Origin of the sequence: Roseomonas sp. CAU 1739, from assembly GCF_039839775.1 — a bacterium.
Classification (GTDB): domain Bacteria; phylum Pseudomonadota; class Alphaproteobacteria; order Acetobacterales; family Acetobacteraceae; genus Neoroseomonas.
In genome coordinates this window covers 409779-425567 of sequence record NZ_JBDOQQ010000001.1, presented here as the reverse complement: position 1 = coordinate 425567, position 15789 = coordinate 409779, and the positions used below count along the sequence as shown (strand labels likewise).

Genomic DNA, 15789 nt, shown 5'->3' with positions numbered 1-15789 from the left:
CCCATGACCCGCACCGTTGGCCGCCTGCTGGCCGAGAGCCTCGCCGCGCATGACGTGGACATGATCTATTGCGTCCCGGGGGAATCCTATCTCGGCCTGACCGACGCGCTGACCGAGGTGCCCTCCATTCGCCTGGTCGTCTGCCGGCACGAAGGCGGGGCCGCCTTCATGGCCGCCGCCGATGGCCGCATGCGCGACGGGCGGGCGGGGGTCGTGCTGGTCTCCCGCGGGCCGGGCGTGTCCAATGCAATGATCGGGCTGCACACCGCCTTTCACGACGCCACGCCGCTGGTCGCGCTGATCGGCCATGTCGAGCGCAAGGATGTCGGTCGCCTCGCGCTGCAGGAACAGAACTATTCCCGCCTGCTGGCCGACGTGACCAAGGGCGTGATGGAAGTGATCCAGCCGATCCAGGCGAGTGAAGTGATCGCGCGCGCCTTCCACCTCGCGCAATCCGGCACGCCGGGCCCGGTCGCAGTGATCCTGCCCGAGGACATCTTCGACCAGCCCGCCGAAGGCCCGGTGGTGCAGCCTTCGGCCCTGCCGAAATCGGGGCCGCGCAGCGAGGATCTCGACCAGCTCGCGGAGATGCTGGCCAATGCCGAGCGCCCGCTGGTGCTGGTGGGTGGGGCCATGGCGGCCTGCGGGGAACAGGGGCTCGCCGACCTCACGCGCCTGGCCGAGGCCTGGTCGCTGCCGATCAGCCCGACGCATCGCCGCCCGCATCTGTTCGATGCCGGGCATCCGAACTACGGCGGATACATGGGCATCCGCGTGCCGAAGCCGCTGCTGGACGAGATGAAGAAGTCCGACCTGATGATCTGCCTGGGCGAGCGCCTGTCGGATTCCATCAGCCAGTCCTACACCTTCCCCGCCGCCCCCCAGCCCCAATTGCCGCTGGTGCAGGTCTGGCCCGATGCGAACGAGATCGGCCGCGTCTGGCGCGTTGACCTGCCGATCGCCGCCGACCCGCATGCCGTGATCCGTGGCCTGCTGGCACGCAACGCGCCGGAGGCGACCGAGGGCCGCAAGGCCTGGGTGAAGGGGCTGAACACCATCCATCGCGGGCTGCTTGCCCCGGAATGGGACAAGATGGAGGACGGGGTGAATTTCGGCGCCGTCTGCGCCGCGATGTCACGCCACATCCCGGCCGATGCGGCGGTGACGTCCGATGCGGGGAATTTCTCCTCCTTCCTGCATCGGTATTTTCCGTTCAAGCAAACTCACGTCTTTCTTGCCTCAAATGTAGGCGCCATGGGCTCGGCGGTGCCGATGGCGGTGGCTGCGGCGTTGCGGCGGCCGGGCAAGCGGGCGGTCGCCTTCGTCGGCGACGGCGGCATCCTGATGACCGGCAACGAGATCGCCACCGCCATGCGCGAGCGCGTGGCCCCGGTCATCATCTTGTCCGACAATTCCGGCTACGGCACGATCGGCATGCACCATGAGGTGCGCTACCCTGGCCGGCCCTATGACCGGGCCATCGGTTTGGTGAACCCGGACTTCATCGCCTGGGCCAAGTCCTTCGGCGCCGCCGCCTTCGACGTGCAGACCGAGGAGGAGATCGAACCTGCCCTGGCGGCGGCGTTCGCCATCACCGACCGGCCGGTCGTGGTGCATGTGAAATCCTCGGCAGTACAGGCTTCGGCCTGGCGGAAGCGCACCATGCCACTGCCCGTCCCCGCCTGATCGACCCCAAGGGGGGGCGCGCCGGGCACCCGGCGGCGCCCCCTTTGCGGCGCCTTTGCACTGCCGCCTTCATCCGCACATGGACCCTTTGCGGCCACCGCCGGCACGTTGTGCCACGGCCGGTCAGACACGCGGTATCCGAGCCCGGAGCAGATCGCGTTCAGATGGAATCATCCGGTCGCGTGAAGATGCTCTCAAAACATTAGGCTCGAGCATGTGGCGTAAGCGCATGCGAGCGCAGGATGCTCCAGGACCGGCCGGTGTGTCTCGTTTGCCGCATCGCCCCGCAGGTCAAGCAACATCAACCAGGATGGCCGTTTCGCGGCACGGGGCTTGCTCAGTTCGGCTTGGGAGGGGAAGACCCGGTGACCGGGTGCTCCCTTGACGTCGCGACGGCGACGCAACTGAGAAGGATCGGACGCCCACATGCTCAAGAAGATCGTCGCCATTACCCTTGGGCTCGGCCTGCTCGCCGCCCCGGCCATGGCCCAGGTGGACCTCGGCAGCGGTTTCTCCGCGACCGGCACCGTAACGGGCACCTCGGACTATGTGTTCCGCAACATCAGCCAGACGCGCAGCCGCCCGGCCGTGCAGGGCAGCCTGGAACTGTCGCATGAGAGCGGCGTCTACATCGGCACCTTCGCCAGCAACGTCGCCTTCCCGAACACCGATGCGCGACAGGAAGTCGACGGCATCATCGGCTATCGTCGCACGATCGACAGCTTCACCTTCGACATCAGCGGCGTCTACTACGGCTACCCCGGATATTCCGAGCAGCCGGGCCAATATCAATTGGCGTTCGGCGAGGCGATCCTGAAGCTGAAGTATGAGCTGGAGCCGGTCACCTTCGTCGGAACGGCGGCGTTCTCACCGGACTTCTTCGGCTCCTCGGGCAATGGATATTGGCTTGAGACGGGTATCGACTGGAAGACCCCTGTACTCGACATCGTGCTGTCGGGCCGCATCGGCTACCAGTGGATCGAGAACAACGCCCGCTTCGGCGCGCCGGACTACCTGGCCTACAGCGTCTACGCGACCATCCCCATCCATTGGGGCTTCTCGGCCGCGGTCGGCTTCTACGGCACCAACATCAGCCAGAGCGAATGCGGTGGGCTGAAGGTCTGCGACAACCGCTTCATCGCCTCGGTCAGCTGGACGTTTTAACCTGGGCCTCAGACGGCGGGCGGCGGGCAACCGCCCGCCTTGCCTTCGCGCCATGGGCTGGCGCGCCGGGGACGTCTGATGGTCTGGGCGCGGTAGCGCCTTGCGCTCGCGGCCCGAGGCGGATGCCTCGGGCTGTTTTCATTGAGCCTCGGGGCGCGACGCGCCCTACCCGACGGCCAGCCTTGCTTCCTCCAGGACCACTTGCGGCACGTCGTAGGCTTCAAGATCGGCATACAGCCGCGGCAGGTCCGCTTCGTACAATCCACGCGTGATGCCGGCCGCGAGGCGCGGAGCGGCGATCGCCATCGCGTTGATCGAACTGCCGGCCGGCCCGAACGACATCGACGTCCCGATGCCGAACAGATGGATGTCGCGGATCCACGGCGTCTCTCCGACCCGCTTCTCAAGGAACGCCGAATCCGGCCCCAGATAGGGAAACCCACCGAGGCGCTCATTCGCCTCCTCGGCCGGCGGCGTGTAGCGGTCCGACCACAGCGCGATGTTCCCGGCGCAACCGGCCAGCATCGGCACCGCCCGCGGGTCCATCCGCACGCCGGTACCGCAGATCGCGAAATCCGCCGTGAAATCCCCCCGCGCCGTCTCCAGCACCACGCGTCCACCCTCGGCCCGCGCCCCGGTCCAGGGCCGGCCGATCTGCATGGTGAAGTTCGGATGCGCATTGGCACGGTCATAGGTGCCCTGCGCGAAGCCTTCCCGCATGCCGAGGATCTTCGCCATGAAGCGCCAGCGCCAGGCATCGGGCATATCGCCCATATGCCGCAGGAACCCGGCGAAGGTCAGCCAGCGATAGGGCTGCACCACCATCGGCTCGGCGCGGCGGCAGAACAGGTGGACCTCGGCCGCGCCGGCTTCCAAGGCCGTCGCAGCATTGTCGAAGGCCGAGGCCCCGGCGCCGAGCACCGCGACCACCTTGCCGCGCAGCCGCGTGAAATCGATCTCCTCCCACGCATGGGCGCGCAGCGCCTTGGGCAGCGCGGTGACGAAATCCGGCATCCAGGGACCGCCCACACCTTCCTGCCCGGTCGCCAGCACCACCTTGCGCGCCAGCATCGGCCCATCGGAGGTCTCCACCGACAGGCAGGCCAGGCCGTCATCGGTCCGCCCCGGCGTGATGCGACCAGCCACCACCCCATTGCGCACCGGAAGCGCGGTGACGCGGCGGAACCAGACCAGGTAGTCGTTCCACAACGCCTTGGGGATCAGGGTCATGGCGGCAAAACTCGCGGCGCCGAACTGGGCCTCGTGCCACGCCTGGTAGGTCAGCGACGGGATGCGCAGGTCCGGCCCCGTCTGGTCCTTGAGCGAGCGCAGCGCATGCATGCGCGCATAGGTGACCCAGGGCCCTTCCCGCCCCGCCTCGGCGCGGTCGATCACCAGGATGTTGTCCACCTTGTCGCGCCGCAGCGCGAAGGCGACAGCCAGGCCGCATTGCCCGCCCCCGATGACCAGGCAGTCCAGCACCGGCCGTCCGCCGGCGGCCTTGGGCACCAGCCAGGGCGCGCGGGGATGAGCAGTCAGGTCGAGGTCGCGGGCGACATCGGCTTCAAGGTCAAGCAGCGTGCGGGGTGTGGTCATGGTCATCCAAGGCAGACGCCTGCGCTCAATTCACAGGCAAGCGGTCACGAAACAAGCGGGTCGATGAGACTCACATGGGCGGCGACCACTCGCCAGCCCTCGGGAAAGCGCACCCAGGATTGCTGCTGCCGGCCGATCTTGCTGCTGCCGACGCGCTGGAAGGTGATCGAGGCGGTGGCGAAATCCCGCCCATAGGTGGTGATGGAGGTCCGCAGCACCTCGCGCGCCAATCCGGCCGGGGAACGGGCGGCGCGGAAGGCGGCGATCTCCGCGGCGCCGAACAGGTTCTCCCCACCGCCAAAGCGGACGGTCGAAGGGCTCTCCCAGAACAACGCGTCCAGCACCGGCACGTCGTTGGTCACCAGCGCGGTCTCGTAGCGGGCGAAGACGGCCTCGACCTCGGCCTTCACCTCGGGAATGTCGATGTCCATGCGGTCAGGCTCCGAAGGCGGCGACGGGCGCGCGGGCGATGCCGTCGCGTTCCATCTGGCGGGCGACGCGCAGGGCCAGGTCCTCGCGCCAGGCGGGGGCGATCACCTGCACGGCCAGCGGCAAGTGCCGGCCCGCCGGCCACAGCGGCACGGCGACGACCGGCAGGCCGATGCAGGAAATTGGCTGCGTATAGACCCCGATATTCGGCCGCAAGGGCAGTTCCACCCCATCGAGCGTGACGGTCTGCGTCCCGAGCAACGGCGCCGACATCGGCGTCGCCGGCGCGAGCAGGATGTCGTGGTCCCGGAACAGCGTCGCGGCCGCCGCGGCGAACCAGCGCCGGAAGCGCTGCGCCGTCTGCACCCACGATGCCGGCAACAATGCGCCGGCGATCAGCCGGTCACGAACCGCCGGGTCGAAATCCCCGGGGCGTTCGCGCAGGCGCGGCAGGTGGAACTCGGCGGCCTCGGCCATGGTGATCAGGAAGGCGGCGCCGCGCGCGCGTTCCGCCTCGGGCAATTCGGCCTCGGCCGTGACGCCGAGGGCGGTGCAGGCAAGATTCAGCGCCGCATCGCTCTCCGCCATCCGGTTACGGGCGAACCAGCCGCCAAGCCGTGCGATGCGCAGCCCCGCACTGCCGGCTTCGAATCCCTGCCCGATGGGTTCGGCCGCGCGTGATGTGCAGCCGGGATCGAGCAGGTCCGGCCCCTGCATCGCGTCGTAGGACGCCGCCAGGTCGCGCACCGACCGCGCCAGCGGTCCGACATGATCGAGCGAAGTCACGAAGGGAAAGGAATGCCCGCGCGACAGCCGCCCATAGGTCGGCTTCAGCCCGAATGTGCCGCAGAAGGACGATGGCACGCGGATCGATCCGTTGGTGTCCGACCCCAGCGCGATGGTCGCCAGCCCACCCGCCACCGCGCCACCCGACCCGCCGGAAGACCCCCCCGTCATCCGCGTCGTGTCATGCGGATTGCGCGACGGCCCGTCATGCGCGTTCTCTCCTGTGAAGTCATAGGCATATTCGCCCATGTTCAGCCCGCCGAGCAGCAGCGCGCCGGCGCCTTCCATCCGCGTCACCAGCGTGGCGTCGGCGATGGCGGGTGGGCGGTCGCGGTTGATCAGCGATCCGGCTCGCGTCGGCAGGCCGGCGATGTCGAAGAGGTTCTTCACCGCGAAGGGTGCCGCCGCGAGCGGGCCCAGCGCATCCCCGCCCGCCCGCGCCGCATCCAGCGCGGCCGCCGCCGCGCGCGCGCGATCGGCCGTCACATCGGTGAAGGCGTTCAGCACCAGGTTGCGCGCGGTGATGCGGGCGATGGCGGCCTCGGCGATCTCGGCCGCACGCGCCTCGCCCGCGCGGAAGGCAGCGGCGATGCCGACCGCATCGCGGTCGAGCAGCGTGTCGAAGCTCATCGGCCCGGCTCGAAGACCGGGGCGGCTTCAGTCGTATCGGGCAGCGGGAAGCGCTGGAGGTTCGCCGCAATCCCCGCCGCAACCCGCAGATTCGCCGCCACCGCCGCCCGCCAGGCGGGGTCGAGCGGGATGCCCGTGGCCGGCAGCAGCACGGCCATCAGGGCCTCGGGGTCAGGGGGCGTGGTCATGATGGTGCGTGCCTCGGGGCAGGTGGTGTCGAGGGGGATGCAATCGTCATGCAAGGGCGGCACATGATGCAGGTCGGAGAGGGGCGCCGCCCCTCTCCGAACCTCTCCCCGCCAGGGGCCAACGGGCCCCTGGACCGCGGGGACTTGGTGTTGGGCATGCGGGCGCGGCTCCGTGGTCCTTCGGCCCAACATCAGGTCGCGGCTAACCGCCCCCCGACGCCGGTCGCCAAAAATCCGCGGTCCAGGAGCCCGCTGGCTCCTGGCGGGGTGGCTTGGAGGGGCAGCGCCCCTCCAACCTTCTATCCTGGCCCGGCGCTCATGCTGCGACGCCCCTGCCCGGCTCTGCCAACGCTGCTGCCCGGATCGCCGCCGCCTCCTGCGCCTGCTGCCGCCGGCCGAGCCAGAAGCTCAGCCCCGCCCAGGCGACGCAGATCGGCACGGCGGCGGCGGCGATCCCGGTCAGACTCAGCCCGAGCGCGATCAGCCCGGCGTAGCTCCAGGCCGCGACCTGGTCGCCGCCGCGATAGACCACGGTGTCGATGAAGTTCTTGGCCTTGTATCGATCCTCGCGCGGGACGGCGGTAAACAGCACCTCCCGCGTCGGCCGGGCGAGGGCGAAGTTGCTCACGCGGCGCGCCACCTGCACGACGACGAACACCGCGACGGTCGGCCAGGTCGCCAGCGCGGCGAAGCCGAAGATGCTGAGCGCGGGCAGGATGGTCAGCATCACCGCCACGCCAAGCCAGGCCGTCAGCCGCCCGGTCAGGAACAATTGCAGCCCCAGCGTCAGCACGTTCACCCAGAAGTCGATGTCGGCGAAGAAGGCGGTGCGCGCGGCGCGGGACGGGAAATTCGCCTCGGCGATGCTGGCCTGCTGGAAATACAGCACGGTCGAAGTGACCGAATACAGCAGGATGAAGACGGCGATGCCGAACAGGTAGGGCGAGCGCAGCGTATGCGTCATGCCCGCGAAGATGCCCCCGCCGAGGGGCCGGTGCGGATCATCGGCCGGCCCGACATGGCGGAACGCGTCGCTCACCAGTGACAGTCGGCGTGCGGCGAAGACCGCGACCTCCAGCAACGCGATCGACGCCAGCAGCAGCCAGTTCTGCCCGATACGCTCGACGAAGCCCGAAGTCAGCGCCGACCCCGCGATGCCCCCCAGCGTGGCCCCCGCGGCCAGGAAGCCGAACAACCGCTTGCCCTGTTCCGCGTCGAACACATCGACGATGAAGGACCAGAAGACCGAGACGACGAACAGGTTGAACACCGACACCCAGATGAAGAAGGCACGGCCGATCCAGACATGCTGGTCCGGCGTCGCCATCATCAGCAGCAGCATGAAGACCAGTAGGTTCAGCATGAAGAAGCGGTAGGCGACGGCAATGAAGGTCTCGCGCGGCCAGCGCCGCACGGCATAGGCGAACAGCGGGTTGGCCGCGAGCATCGCCAGCAGCGTGCCGGTGAACAGCCAGGGCAGGTTCCGCACGCCGCCGGCCACGCCCAGTTCGTCGCGGATCGGGCGCAGCACGTAGTAGGCGAGGAACAGCGCGAAGACGTACAGCCAGGACCAGGCCAGCGCGCGCGCCTCAGCCGGGCGAACGTCGATCACCCGTCGCAGAAGCCGGAACAGCACCCCCTCCGCCTGGCCGGCGGCGAGGTCAGAGGCCATCGATGAACTGCTCCATCCGCCGGCGCATCGCGGCATCGGGCATGCGGCCCTGCGCGGCCTTCAGATTGTCATCGACATACCGCGCCTGCGCCATGCCCGGCACCGCGCAGGTCACGGCGGGATGGGAGACGAGATACTTCAGCATGAACTGCGCCCAGGTCGTCACGTCGATCTCGGCCGCCCAGGCGGGCAGCGCCCTGCCTTCCGTCGCGCGGAACACGCTGCCGCGCCCGAAGGGCAGGTTGATGAACACCGCCATGCCGCGTTCGGCGGCCAGCGGGATGATCCGTTCCGCCGAATTGCGGTTGTCGAGCGCGTAGTCGATCTGGATGGAATCCAGCGTCTCGCGCCGCATCATCGCCTCGAAGGCTTCGTACTGGCGGTCGAAGGATGTGGTGGCACCCACATAGCGGATGCGCCCGCCCTGCTTCAGTTCGCGCAGATAGGCGAGCTGGTTGGTGATGTCGCGCATGTTGTGCACGGCGAACAGGTCGATCCGGTCGGTGCGCAGTTTCTCGAAGGCCTGGGCGATCTGCGCACGGCCCTGTTCCGGCGTATCGACGCCGACCTTGGTGCAGACGAACAGGTCCCGGCGGATGTTCAGGTCGGCCATGATCCGGCCCATGATCGCCTCGGCATCGCCATAGGACGGCGCGGTGTCCACCACCGTGCCATTCAGGGCGTGGAAGCGCGCGAAGGTCTCGCGCAGCGGGACGATGTCCGCCTCGGTCTTGGCTTCCTCATACCGCCGGGCCGAACCCAGGCCGATGATCGGGATCATCTCCCCGCTGCTCGGGATGGGCTTCTTGTGCAGCGGCGCGGCCTGCGCTGCGGCCGGCTGCGAGGCGAGGCCGGCGGCACCGGCGGCCAGGCCAAGAAGGAGGGTCCTGCGGCATGGGGTCATGATCACGTCCTTCGAGCGGGGCGTTGAGGATTGGCCGCACGAGGCTGCGGCATTCTTGCGCTGACAAGGTCCAGCTTGCGCTTGGTTCGCAATACTGACGGAGGCGTGAACCCTTGCAAGGGCGGCAAGTGTATCAGCGCGCAATAATCCGATCCCGCATCATCCCCCGGGCGTGTTGCCCCGCGACTTCCCGCCCGGCTAGCCTTCCGGCAAGCAATAAGGGAGGCGGACACGATGCAACGCAGGACCATCCTGCAACTGGGGGCTGTCGCCGCATTGGCGCGCCCGGCAACGGCGCAAGGAACATGGCCGGACCGGCCGATCCGCTGGATCGTCCCCTTCCCGCCCGGCGGCTCCACCGACCTGTGGGCACGGCTGATCGGCGAACCCATGGCAGCCGAGCTCGGCCAGCCCATCGTCATCGACAACCGCGGTGGCGCCGGCGGTCTGATCGGCACCGAGGCCGCCGCACGCGCCACGCCCGATGGCTACACCATGCTGTTCACCATCACGACGCATGTGACCTCCCCGGTCGTGCTGCGGCGCTTCCCCTGCGACCCGGTCGCCGACTTCGCGCCCATCGGGAAGCTCGGCGTGACGCCGCTGGTGCTCTGCGCCTCCCCTTCCACCCAGGGCAACACGCTTGCCGAATTTGTCGCCTGGGCACGCGGGCGGGACCTGTCCTTCGGCTCCTACGCGCCGGGCTCCTCGGGCCATGCCTATGGGCAGATGTTCTCCGACGAAGCGCGGCTGAACATGACCCATGTCGCCTATCGCGGCGAAGGGCCAATGCTGCAGGACATGCTGGCGGGCAACGTCGCCTGCGCCTTCCACTCCATGGCGGCGAGCGGCGGGGCGATCCGGTCGGGACGCATCCGCCCGATCGGCCTGTCGGGGACTCGGCCACTGCCGTCGCTGCCGAGCGTGCCGCTGATGGAGGCGGCCGGCTTCTCCCGCCGCTTCGCCTTCGCAGGTTTCATAGGGCTGCTCGCGCCGGTTCGCGTGCCGCAGCCAATCCTGGACCGCAGCGCCGCGCTGTTCCGCAAGGTGATGGAAAACCCCGACACGCAGCGCCGGCTGCTCGAGATCGATACCATCCCGGCCTGGCTCGGGCCGGCGGAATTCCGCGAGGACATCGCCCGCAGCCTGCGGGAGTGGGAGACGATCGCGACGGACCTGAACCTCAGCGCACAGGGGTGACGGCGGCAGGGGCGCTGCCTGTTGGGTGCGACGATCGGAGGGGCGCCGCCCCTCCGAACCACCCCGCCAGGGACCAACGGGTCCCTGGACCGCGGGACATTGGCGCCGGGGTGGGAAGGGCGCTTTGGGTGCGGCGGCGCCCGGTCCTGAGTCCTAGGGAACCGGCCGGATCGGGCGGTCACCCCGCCGTGATGTTCGCGGTCCGCGCGATCTGCCGCCAGCTCTCCGTCTCCCGCGCCACCCGGTCGGCCAGCGCCTCGGCAGTGCTGGGTGCGACCAGCGCACCGGCGGCGAAGGCGCGGTCGCGCACGCCCTGGTTGGAGAGGACCTCGCGCAGCTTCTCCGACAGCAAGGCGACCTGCGCTGCCGGCACGCCACGCGAAGCAAACACCGAGAACCACACATTCAGCCCGGTATCGGGCATCCCCTGCTCGGCCGCCGAAGGCACGTCCGGCAGCCCGGGATGCCGCTCATTCGAACTGACGCACAGCGCGCGCAGCTTGCCGTCGCGCACCAGCGGCGTCAGCGGCGGCGGGGAATTCATGTAGAACTGGATGCGTCCGGCGATCAGGTCGCGGATGGTCTCGCCGGTACCGCGATAGGGCACGTGCACCAGATCAATCCCGGCACGGTGCTTGAGGTATTCCGTGCCCATGTGGTGCATCGATCCGATGCCGGCCGACGCATAGTTCATCTGCCCAGGCTGCTGCTTCGCCAGGGCGATGAATTCCTGCAGCGTATTGGCCGGCACGGTGGGGTGCGTCACGAAAAGCTGCGGCGTGTCCGTGATCTGCCCGACCGCCTGGAAGTCGCGCACGGGCTGGATCTCGCCCAGGCCGCCGATCGCCGGGCGCGCCGTCATGGTGGCGCAATAGCCGCAGAGCAGCGTGGTGGCGTCGGGCGGCGCACGCAGCACCGACAACAACCCGACCACGTCGTTCCCGCCCGGCCGGTTCTCGACCACCATGGTGGCCCCCAGCGCCCGGCCGAAGGGTTCCGCGACCAGGCGGGCGGAGAAATCGGTGCCGCCGCCGGCCGGCGATGGCACGACGAGCACGATGGTCTTGCCGGCCAGGCTGCCCTGCGTCCAGGCGATGCCCGGCGCGGCCAGCGTGGCAAGCCCGGCGCCAAGCAGCGCGCGGCGCGTATGGCGGATGGTCATTCTGGTTTCCTCCCGGCTGCTTCGTTCAGGTCGCTTCGGGGAAGGGCTTGGGCTCCGGCACCGCGACCTCCCCGACATTCAGGATGAAGGACAGCAGCGTGTAGTAGCCGAGCACGGCCAGCAGCTCGACCAACTGCGCCTCGCCCAGCGCGTCGCGCCCGGCAGCGAATTCGGCATCGTCCAGCCGGCCTCGGTCGAGCACGGCGCGCGACAGGCGCCACACCAGCTGTTCGGTCGCGTCGGCGAAACCGGGATCGCCGCCCTGGCGCAACCGTTCCAGCGGCGCCGGATCGACGCCCGCTTTCACCGCGATGGGGTGATGCGCGAACCATTCGAACTGCGCCGACCAGCGGCGGGACACGGTGAGGATCGCGATCTCCCGCAGCCGGTCGTCCAGCGCACCCGAAAACCGCAAACCGGCGCCGAGCTGCTGCGCCGCATCGGAGACGGCGGCCGGGGCGCGCAGCAGCACGTTGAACGGGCCGACCACGCCGCCGCGCGGGCCGGAGGCGATGGCGTCGAACACCGCGCGCTGGGCGTCGTCCAGCTGCTCGCGCGGGATGGGCGGGAAGCGCGTGCTCATGCGGCCCCCGGCATCATGGCGGAGATGCCGCCATCGACGATGATCTCGGTCCCAGTGATGTAGGCGGCCTCGTCGGAGGCGAGGAACAGCACCGCATGCGCCACGTCCCAGCCGGTGCCCATCTTGCCGGTGGGCACCTGCGCATCGCGCTTGGCGATCAAGGAAGCGGCGTCATTGGCGCCGAGCTGGCGCAGCAGGCGGCTTTCCACCAGCGGCGTATGCATCAGGCCGGGGATGACGGTGTTGCAGCGGACGCCGTGCTTCGCCTGGTCCATCGCCACCGACTTGGACAGTCCGATGACGCCCATCTTGGAAGCGGAATAGGCGATATGCGGGCGGTCGCCGCTCATCCGCAGCGCGGCGATCGAGGCGATGTTGACGATCGCCGCGGTCTTCTGCGCGCGCAGATGCGGCATGGCGTGCTTGCAGCCGAGGAAGACGCTGCGGAGGTTGATGTCGAACTGCCGGTCCCACACCGCTTCGGACATGGTCTCGGCGCTGCCGGGGTGGGATCCGCCGACATTGTTGATCAGGATGTCCAGCCGACCGAAGGCTGCCACCGCGGCATCGAAGGCGGCCTTCACCGCGTCGCTGTCGGTCACGTCGGCGGTGTGGGCCAGGGCACGGCCGCCTTCCTCGGCGATGAGGCCGACCGTCTCGGCGACCGCCTCCGGATTGTTGTCGATGCAGAACACCGCGGCACCTTGGCGGGCGAGCAGCACCGCCGTCGCCTTGCCATTGCCCCAGCCCGGGCCGACCGAGCCGGCGCCGGTCACGATGGCGGCCTTGCCTGTGAGATCGAGCACGTTTCCTCCAGCGAATGATTGCGTTGTTGGGGTCGGGCATACGCGGCTTCGCAGCGGTTGGCGACCCCGCCGCGACCGCATCAATCGGTCGATCGGCGCGCGTGCGGCGTCACTGCCTTGATTCGGCCCGATCGGTGCTGTTCCTGATATCGAGGGGGCGGGCCCGCCCCCACCCGCCCACCGGATGACCCATGACCAGCCCAGTCGCGCCCACGCTCTCTGTTGTCGTCCCCGCCTATAACGAGCAGGAGGTCCTGCCCGAATTCCACCGCCGCCTGGCCGAGGCGCTCGCCGGTATCGGCATGGCCTGGGAGGTCGTCTATGTGAATGACGGGTCGCGCGACACGACGCTTGCGGTCATGACCGGCTTGCAGGCCACCGACCCGCGCGTCGCCGTGGTCAACCTGTCGCGCAATTTCGGCAAGGAAATCGCACTGACGGCGGGGCTCGACCATGCGCGCGGCGCCGAGGCGGTCGTCGTCATCGATGCCGATCTGCAGGACCCGCCCGAGGTGATCCCCGCCCTGGTCGCCACCTGGCGGGAGGGTTTCGACGTCGTCTATGCCCAGCGCAATACGCGCGAAGGCGAGACCTGGCTGAAGAAGGCGACGGCGGCCGGCTTCTACCGCGTCATGCAGCGCCTGGGCGGCAAGGTGCAGTTACCCCCCGATACCGGCGATTTCCGCCTGCTGTCCCGCCGCGCGCTGGATGCGCTGCTGAAGCTGCGCGAACAGCATCGCTTCATGAAGGGGCTGTTCGCCTGGATCGGCTTTCCCTCCATGGCGGTGCGCTATGACCGCGCGCCGCGCGCTGCCGGAACCACCAAGTGGAACTACTGGAAGCTGTGGAACTTCTCGCTGGAGGGGATCACCTCCTTCACGGTGGCGCCGCTCAAGGCGGCGACCTATGTCGGTTTGCTGACGGCGGTCGGCGCGGTGATGTACCTCGCGCAGTTGCTGGTTCGCACGATCCTGTTCGGCAATCCGATCGCCGGCTATCCCTCCCTGCTCGCCGTCGTGCTGTTCCTCGGCGGCGTGCAGATGATGATGCTGGGCATCATCGGGGAATATCTCGGGCGCATCTTCAACGAAACGAAGCAGCGGCCGCTGTACTTCGCCGAACGCTACCTGCCGAGCCGCATCAGCGGGGAGTGATCCGGCGGCAGGCGAGCAGGTCGCCCACGGGCGAGCAGGCCGTCGCGGCGTCGGGCATGGTCGCCAGCGCCGCATCCCGCGCGCCGGGGAGGACGATACGCAACTCACCAGGTGCGAGCGGTGCGGCAATCATGGCTGCATCGTCGCAGCGCGGCCGTTCGCCCCGCCAGCGCGCGACATACATGGTGTTCGCCGGCACCGGGCGTTCGGCGGCCAGGCTCAGCACCTGCAACTGCCGCGCATGGTCGCCGAGCGTGTCCGGCTTCGGCACGCAGGGCCAGGTGGGGAACATGGCGACCGCGTCAGCCTCGGCCAGCAGGCGGCGCAGCGCGGGCGCATCCACGGTCCAGGGCGTGCGTACCGAGGCCCAGGCGTGGATCGCCGCGCGGTTCGGCTGCGCATCGGCGAATTGCACGAGGCCGAGCACCAGCGCGAGGACCGGCCCGATGCGCGGCAGCCGCGCCAGCAGCGCGATGGTGCCGACCAGCAGCGCCACCCCCACCGGCCAGAAGAATCGGCCGGAGGCGCGGAACTGCTCCAGGAAGCCCGGTGCCGGGCCAAGGTCGAGCACCACGGCCCGCCCCGCCCCCACGCGGAAGGACGCCGCCAGCAGCACCAGCCCCAGCAGCACCAGCGCAAGCCCGGCATGGCGCCGCAGCATCCGCAGCGCCTCCATCGGGACCAGCACCGAAGCAGCCAGCACGCCGGCGAGCAGCCCGAGGCCGAGCCAATTATAGCCCTCCCACCCACCATGGCCGGTCGCGTCGACCTCGGCGCCCACCAGCCCGCCGAGCACCCACGACTGCCATGGCCAGACCGGCGAGAGCAGGTTCAGGGCGAAGTCGCCATACCCGCCATCGCCCTGCGCACCGAGATACCCAAAGCCGGCCATGGTCGCACCGACCCCACCCGCGCAGGCCAGCAGCCCGACCGCGGCGCCGAGCCAGCCCCGGTCCCCGCGCAGCAGCAGGGTCGCGGGCACTGCCGCCAGCAGCGCGAGCACCATCGCCGCGAGATAGGGATGCACGAGCAGCGTCGCGACCGCGGCCAGCACGGCGAGCGCCCACAGCCCCGCCGACTGCGCGCGGGCCAGGCGCAGATACAGCCCGAGCGCCAGCAGCAGCGTGAAATGCCCGGTCAGCGCGGCGTGCCCGTAGCGATTGATGAAGGCAGGCATGGCCGAGGCCGCCAGCGCCACCGCGATGGCAGGCGCCAGCCGGGTCTCGCCGGCCCCGCGCAGGCACCACACCGCCGCGACGGGCTGGATCAGCCAGGCGATGCCGTACCACAGCCCGATGCCGTGGAAGCCATCCGGCAGCAGGCCGCGCAGCGCCTTGAGCGGCAGCGCGAGCAACGGAATCCCATCGGCGAAGGCGATGTTCAGCCCATCCGGCGGCAGCAGGTTCGCCACGTGCAAAGGCGGCCAGCCCCAGGCGTCGCCGATGAAATAGCGCTGCGCGATGGCGTGCTGGGCCGCATCGCCCTGCGGCGCCCAGGGACCGCCCGCCTGCGGCAGCAGGAACTCCACCGGGAAGGTGGCCAGCACCAGCACCGCGCCAAGCAGCAGCGCGAAGCCATAGGCAAGGACGGTCTCGAGACGGGCGGACAGGGGGCGGCACTCCACGGATTGGGATCGGCGCGGCGCCGAAATCGCGGCGCTGTTCCGTCAACAGGGCAAAACCTTGGCGGATCCATATATTGTGGGCACCCGGAACGATCGCCACCGCCCCTTGGAGATCAGCCGTCTAGGGCGACGCGACAGGCTGGGCAAGGCGTCGAAGATTCTGCCCCGACCATGCTGCGCCGCCACAATCCCGCCGCAACCAGGT

The 15789-nt window shown here is 69.4% G+C and carries 14 protein-coding genes; 4 read left to right on the top strand and 10 right to left on the bottom strand.

The genetic code is table 11. The features are described 5' to 3' along the window. Nucleotides 1-3: 3 nt before the first annotated feature. Both AAFN86_RS01960 and AAFN86_RS01955 read left to right on the top strand, forming a co-directional pair. Nucleotides 4-1686, top strand: coding sequence for a thiamine pyrophosphate-dependent enzyme (locus tag AAFN86_RS01960; RefSeq protein ID WP_347541522.1), 1683 nt, complete (start codon nt 4-6; stop codon nt 1684-1686). A 426-nt stretch (nt 1687-2112) separates the two neighbouring features. Beyond that, a complete protein-coding gene (locus tag AAFN86_RS01955; protein WP_347541521.1) occupies nt 2113-2850 on the top strand; it encodes a TorF family putative porin in 738 nt (245 codons plus the stop codon). A 165-nt stretch (nt 2851-3015) separates the two neighbouring features. On the opposite strand, the gene AAFN86_RS01950 is transcribed toward AAFN86_RS01955, so the two are convergent. The 6 genes from AAFN86_RS01950 to AAFN86_RS01925 all read right to left on the bottom strand — a co-directional run bounded on the left by AAFN86_RS01950 (nt 3016) and on the right by AAFN86_RS01925 (nt 9055). Next, nucleotides 3016-4446, bottom strand: coding sequence for an NAD(P)/FAD-dependent oxidoreductase (locus AAFN86_RS01950; protein ID WP_347541520.1), 1431 nt, complete (start codon nt 4444-4446; stop codon nt 3016-3018). Between the two features lie 44 nt (nt 4447-4490). Continuing rightward, the gene (gene hpxZ / locus AAFN86_RS01945) at nt 4491-4877 is read right to left on the bottom strand and encodes an oxalurate catabolism protein HpxZ (protein ID WP_347541519.1); all 387 of its coding nucleotides are present in this window, start codon (nt 4875-4877) and stop codon (nt 4491-4493) included. Nucleotides 4878-4881: 4 nt separating this feature from the next. Next, entirely contained in the window at nt 4882-6291 is a 1410-nt protein-coding gene (locus AAFN86_RS01940) for an AtzE family amidohydrolase (RefSeq protein WP_347541518.1), read from the bottom strand. Next, nucleotides 6288-6479: a DUF4089 domain-containing protein gene (locus tag AAFN86_RS01935; protein ID WP_347541517.1), complete on the bottom strand. Its 192-nt coding sequence runs from the start codon at nt 6477-6479 to the stop codon at nt 6288-6290. Before AAFN86_RS01935 ends, AAFN86_RS01940 begins: the two co-directional genes overlap by 4 nt. A 316-nt stretch (nt 6480-6795) precedes the next feature. Beyond that, on the bottom strand, nt 6796-8151 hold the full coding sequence (locus AAFN86_RS01930) for an MFS transporter (protein ID WP_347541516.1): 1356 nt from the start codon (nt 8149-8151) through the stop codon (nt 6796-6798). Beyond that, the gene (locus AAFN86_RS01925; protein ID WP_347541515.1) at nt 8141-9055 is read right to left on the bottom strand and encodes an aldo/keto reductase; all 915 of its coding nucleotides are present in this window, start codon (nt 9053-9055) and stop codon (nt 8141-8143) included. The genes AAFN86_RS01930 and AAFN86_RS01925 overlap by 11 nt, the downstream gene beginning before the upstream one ends. A gap of 234 nt (nt 9056-9289) precedes the next feature. Here AAFN86_RS01925 and AAFN86_RS01920 point away from each other — a divergent pair, with 234 nt between their 5' ends. Then, on the top strand, nt 9290-10255 hold the full coding sequence (locus AAFN86_RS01920) for a tripartite tricarboxylate transporter substrate binding protein (RefSeq protein WP_347541514.1): 966 nt from the start codon (nt 9290-9292) through the stop codon (nt 10253-10255). A gap of 178 nt (nt 10256-10433) precedes the next feature. Here AAFN86_RS01920 and AAFN86_RS01915 read toward each other — a convergent pair whose 3' ends face one another. From AAFN86_RS01915 to AAFN86_RS01905, 3 genes are read right to left on the bottom strand one after another with little or no spacing between them, the layout of a single operon-like run. Continuing rightward, nucleotides 10434-11417 carry a tripartite tricarboxylate transporter substrate binding protein gene (locus AAFN86_RS01915; RefSeq protein ID WP_347541513.1) on the bottom strand — a complete coding sequence of 328 codons (984 nt, stop codon included), beginning with the start codon at nt 11415-11417 and terminating at the stop codon, nt 10434-10436. A gap of 25 nt (nt 11418-11442) precedes the next feature. Continuing rightward, nucleotides 11443-12000, bottom strand: a complete 558-nt coding sequence (locus AAFN86_RS01910) for a carboxymuconolactone decarboxylase family protein (protein ID WP_347541512.1) — start codon at nt 11998-12000, stop codon at nt 11443-11445. Then, on the bottom strand, nt 11997-12806 hold the full coding sequence (locus tag AAFN86_RS01905) for an SDR family NAD(P)-dependent oxidoreductase (protein WP_347541511.1): 810 nt from the start codon (nt 12804-12806) through the stop codon (nt 11997-11999). Before AAFN86_RS01905 ends, AAFN86_RS01910 begins: the two co-directional genes overlap by 4 nt. A 191-nt stretch (nt 12807-12997) precedes the next feature. On the opposite strand from AAFN86_RS01905, the gene AAFN86_RS01900 reads away from it, so the two are divergent. Beyond that, entirely contained in the window at nt 12998-13960 is a 963-nt protein-coding gene (locus tag AAFN86_RS01900) for a glycosyltransferase family 2 protein (protein WP_347541510.1), read from the top strand. Here AAFN86_RS01900 and AAFN86_RS01895 read toward each other — a convergent pair. Continuing rightward, nucleotides 13947-15584, bottom strand: a complete 1638-nt coding sequence (locus tag AAFN86_RS01895; protein ID WP_347541509.1) for a DUF6311 domain-containing protein — start codon at nt 15582-15584, stop codon at nt 13947-13949. The genes AAFN86_RS01900 and AAFN86_RS01895 overlap by 14 nt on opposite strands. Between the last annotated feature and the right edge of the window lie 205 nt (nt 15585-15789).